This is a genomic window from Brevundimonas diminuta ATCC 11568, from assembly GCF_000204035.1.
Lineage (GTDB): Bacteria > Pseudomonadota > Alphaproteobacteria > Caulobacterales > Caulobacteraceae > Brevundimonas > Brevundimonas diminuta.
Genome location: NZ_GL883084.1, coordinates 640,112 through 643,238, shown reverse-complemented (window position 1 = coordinate 643,238; position 3,127 = coordinate 640,112). Strand labels below are relative to the sequence as shown.

Below are 3,127 nucleotides of genomic sequence, written 5' to 3'. Positions count from 1 at the left end.
GCCTTCGCCGACGCCGACCCAGGCCGCCGCCGCAGCTCCCGCGCCCGCCGCCTGATCCTTTCCTCGACGAAGGCGCGATCTTTCGCCGCCTGTCGTGGTTTTGCCGCTCTTCCTGTCCTATGTTCCCGGCGTCATGAGCGACCATTCCGAACTCGGCCATATCCGCCCCTGGCGCCACATCGAGCGCCGCAAGAGCCGCCAGATCATGGTCGGCTCCGTCCCTGTCGGCGGCGACGCCCCGATCAGCGTCCAGTCGATGACCAATACGCCGACGACCGACGCGGCGGCGACGCTGGAGCAGATTCGCCAGCTGGAAGAGGCCGGGGCCGACATCGTGCGCGTCTCTTGCCCGGACGAGGAGTCGACGGCGGCCTTCAGGACCATCGCGCGCGAGGCCCGCGTGCCGCTCGTGGCGGACATCCACTTCCACTACAAGCGCGGCATCGAGGCGGCCCAGGCGGGCGCCGCCTGCCTGCGCATCAACCCCGGCAACATCGGTTCGATCGAGCGGGTCAAGGAAGTCGTTCAGGCCGCCCGCGACCACGGCTGCTCCATGCGCATCGGCGTCAACGCCGGCTCGCTGGAGAAGGAGCTGCTGGAGAAATACGGCGAGCCCTGTCCGGATGCGATGGTCGAAAGCGCCCTGAACCACGCCCGGATTCTTCAGGATCTGGACTTCCACGAGTTCAAGATCTCGGTGAAGGCGTCCGATCCCTTCCTGACGGTGGCCGCCTATCAGCAACTGGCTGACGCCATCGACTGCCCCCTGCACCTCGGCGTGACCGAGGCGGGCCCCTTGCGCACCGGCACCATCAAATCGGCCATCGGCATGGGCAATATGCTGTGGTCGGGCATCGGCGACACCATCCGCGTGTCCCTGGCCGCCGATCCGGTCGAAGAGATCAAGGTCGGTTTCGATATCCTGAAGTCGCTGGGCCTGCGTCACCGGGGGGTGAACATCATCGCCTGCCCGTCCTGCGCGCGTCAGGGCTTCAACGTCATCGAGACGGTGGGGATTCTGGAGGAGCGACTGGCGCATGTCTCGACGGCCATGTCGCTGTCCATCATCGGCTGCGTGGTCAACGGTCCGGGCGAGGCCCTCTATACCGACATCGGCTTCACCGGCGGCGGCAAGGGGGCGGGCATGGTCTATCTGAACGGCAAGATCGCTCACAAGCAGGCCAATGAGGGCATGATCGACGAGATCGTCGCCCAGGTCGAAGCCAAGGCCGCCGAACTGGACGCCGCCCGCGCCGCCGCCATCGCTCTCAACGCCGCCGAATGACCATGAAGCTCTACATCACCACCCCGTCGCCCTTCGCCCGCAAGGTTCGCATCGTCGCTCGCGAAAAGGGGCTGGCCGACCGGGTCGAGGAGATCATCGTCGATCCTTACGCCGACGCGCCGGAGCTTCTGTCGACCAACCCCGTGGTTCAGGTTCCGACGCTGATCGCCGCGGACGGCCTGCCGCTGACCGACAGCCCGGTCATCGCCGAGTATCTGGACGCCCTGGGTTCGGGACCGCGTCTGCTGCCGACCGAGGGGGCGGAGCGCCTGCGGGTCAAGCGGCTGGAGACCCAGGCCAACGCCGCGTTGGAGATGGGCGTCAAGCTGGTGCTGGAGAAGCGGCGACCCGAGCAGGAACGCTCGCCGTCCTGGATCGCGCGCTGGACCGTCAACATGGGCCGCGCCCTGGATGCGCTGGAGAGCGCCGCCCCGGACGCCGAGGCGCTGGACATGGGCGTGCTGACGGCCGGGATCGCCGTCACCTGGATCGGCTTCCGTCACCCGGACTACGACTGGAAGACGGGCCGCCCGAACCTGGTCGCCCTGCAGGCGGCGCTGGAGCAGCGTCCCAGCTTCATCGACACCTTCCCGCGCTAGACGGGATCAGCCGATCAGTTTCAGCAGTTGCGCGCCCTGGAAGGCGGCGAGGATCAGCAGCAGGAAGCCGACCGCATAGGTCAGGGCCTTGCGCGGCACCTTCTTCACGATCAGTCCGGCGAAGGGGGCGGCGATCAGGCCGCCGACCACCAGGCCGCCGACGGCCGCCGCGTGGTTCTGGAGCGCGCCCGCCTCTTCCCAGTGGCCGCTGACCAGGGCCCAGACGAAGGTGGCCGAGACGGCCACGGTCAGGAAGAATTCGGCTGTGTTCACCGTGCCGATGGCCTTGCGCGGCTCATGCCCGGCGCCGACCATGGTCGAGGAGACGGTCGGCCCCCAGCCGCCTCCGCCCACGGCGTCCAGAAAGCCGCCGACCAGCCCCAGCGGCGCTGTGACCCAAGCGGGCAGGTGGCGCGGGCGGATGTCATGCCCGGCGCGCCACAGGATCCACACTCCGACCAGGGCCAGATAGCCGACGACGAAGGGTTTGATGGTCGAGGCCTCCAGTCCCGTCAGAACATAGGCGCCCAGCACCCCGCCGATCACGCCCGCGATGGCCAGCGGCGCCAGCAGCCGCCACTCGACGTTCTTGTGCCAGGCATGGCTTCCGGCCGAGGCGGCGGTGGTGAAGACCTCGGCGGCGTGGACGCTGGCCGAGGCGGTGGCCGGGGGCACGCCCAAAGCCAGCAGCACCGAGGAGGAAATGACGCCGTAGGCCATGCCCAGGGCGCCGTCGACCGCCTGGGCCAGGACGCCGACCAGAAGGAACAGGAAGAAGGTGTCCATTCAGCGCCTCGGGCCGGTGGGGTTGAGGGCCATCAGGCGCAGGTCGCGCGCCGCCTGGCAATGGCCGTCATGAGCCGGCTCAGGCGGACTCCAGCCGGGACAGGGCGTCCAGCACGTCGCGACCGCGATAGGGCTTGATGACCATGGCGGCGGCCAGTTCGGCGTTCTGCGCCGCCGCCGTCACGTCGCCGGACAGGAAGATCACCGGCACGCCCCAGCGCGACTTGAGGCTGCGGGCCAGGTCCACGCCCGTGTTCTCGCCCGACAGGTTGATGTCGAGCAGGGCCACGTCGATGGGGTGAAGCGCGGTCGCCGCTGCTGCGGCTTCGGCGCTGTGGAAGGGACCGACGACGCGGTGCCCGGCGGCGTCCAGCGCCTCGGTCAGGTCCAGGGCGGCGTCGGCGTCATCCTCGACCAGCAGGACGGTCAGGGGGGCGGCTTCGGCCGCCGGGGTCGA

General features: G+C 69.2%; 4 protein-coding genes. 2 read left to right on the top strand and 2 right to left on the bottom strand.

Annotated elements, in window-relative coordinates; translation table 11 throughout:
* Window positions 1-133: 133 nt before the first annotated feature.
* Both ispG and BDIM_RS03350 read left to right on the top strand, forming a co-directional pair.
* Window positions 134-1,285 carry a flavodoxin-dependent (E)-4-hydroxy-3-methylbut-2-enyl-diphosphate synthase gene (ispG, locus tag BDIM_RS03355; RefSeq protein WP_003164167.1) on the top strand — a complete coding sequence of 384 codons (1,152 nt, stop codon included), beginning with the start codon at window positions 134-136 and terminating at the stop codon, window positions 1,283-1,285.
* Entirely contained in the window at window positions 1,282-1,884 is a 603-nt protein-coding gene (locus tag BDIM_RS03350) for a glutathione S-transferase N-terminal domain-containing protein (RefSeq protein WP_003164166.1), read from the top strand. Before ispG ends, BDIM_RS03350 begins: the two co-directional genes overlap by 4 nt.
* A gap of 6 nt (window positions 1,885-1,890) precedes the next feature.
* Here the strand turns inward: BDIM_RS03350 and BDIM_RS03345 are convergent, their stop codons facing one another.
* Together BDIM_RS03345 and BDIM_RS03340 are read right to left on the bottom strand one after the other, a co-directional pair.
* Complete coding sequence (locus BDIM_RS03345; protein WP_003164165.1) at window positions 1,891-2,670, bottom strand: sulfite exporter TauE/SafE family protein; 780 nt, start codon at window positions 2,668-2,670, stop codon at window positions 1,891-1,893.
* Window positions 2,671-2,749: 79 nt separating this feature from the next.
* Window positions 2,750-3,127, bottom strand: a 378-nt coding sequence (locus tag BDIM_RS03340) for a response regulator (protein WP_155818590.1), incomplete at its 5' end; no start/stop codon positions are given.

What these genes read in the sequence shown, in the direction of transcription:
- ispG (WP_003164167.1), top strand. Translation starts at nt 134, where the DNA reads ATGAGCGACCATTCCGAACTCGGCCATATCCGCCCCTGGCGCCACATC.
- BDIM_RS03350 (WP_003164166.1), top strand. Translation starts at nt 1,282, where the DNA reads ATGACCATGAAGCTCTACATCACCACCCCGTCGCCCTTCGCCCGCAAG.
- BDIM_RS03345 (WP_003164165.1), bottom strand. Translation starts at nt 2,670, where the DNA reads ATGGACACCTTCTTCCTGTTCCTTCTGGTCGGCGTCCTGGCCCAGGCG.